Below are 697 nucleotides of genomic sequence, written 5' to 3' on the forward strand. Positions count from 1 at the left end.
TTAAAGCCAATACCTGTGCCGACAACCCAACCCCAATGTGGTGTTTTTTCTGCTATCGAGTGTTTTTCTTCAATGCTGCCGTCGGCCTGTTTTTGGCTCCAGGTATATTCAACAATCTGACCTGTTTTGCGACCCAAAACATCTAGGATGAGTTGGCCTACGCTATTACCGCTGCCATCTTTAAAGTCATGGAAACTGGTTCCGTGTAGTTGAGGATCTAGTGGTGCGGCAATAAACATCATATTTTCGTCCGCCACATACACGTACTCGTTGTCTTTGTAGATGTTGTTACGCAGTAGGCGTGTTGCGAGTGCTTTTGCTTCCTCTGCAGGCATCTTGCCTTCAACTGCCATTTTTTCTACTTCAGTCAGAATGCTGTATGCACTCTTGAATAGCTCAGTTACTCGAGCTTTGTTATCGAGGTTACTTGCGACGCGTAAGGTCCATAAACCTGTAGCGGTCAAGGCTAGCAAAGCTAACAGTATGATCGCGGATAATAAGTAGGCTTGAGTTTTTAATTTCATATTTGGCTCACAAAATGTGTCATTGCTATGCAAAGCATGGCTTATGTCAATAATCTAATAGCCGACGCATCTTATTGAAGAAGTAGTATTACGCCTACAAGCACGTATTGTAACTATAATGTGGAGTAAACTTTTAGATCGACACAAGTACTCTTGAAGAGGCGATTCAATAT

The 697-nt window shown here is 42.6% G+C and carries 1 protein-coding gene; it reads right to left on the reverse strand.

Features of this window, described 5'->3' with window-relative positions; all coding sequences use genetic code 11:
• A partial coding sequence (locus R8N47_RS25285) for a cache domain-containing protein (protein ID WP_318186119.1) occupies window positions 1-524 on the reverse strand: 524 nt, incomplete at its 3' end.
• Window positions 525-697 lie beyond the last annotated feature (173 nt).

Source organism: Vibrio sp. 2132-1, from assembly GCF_033344315.1.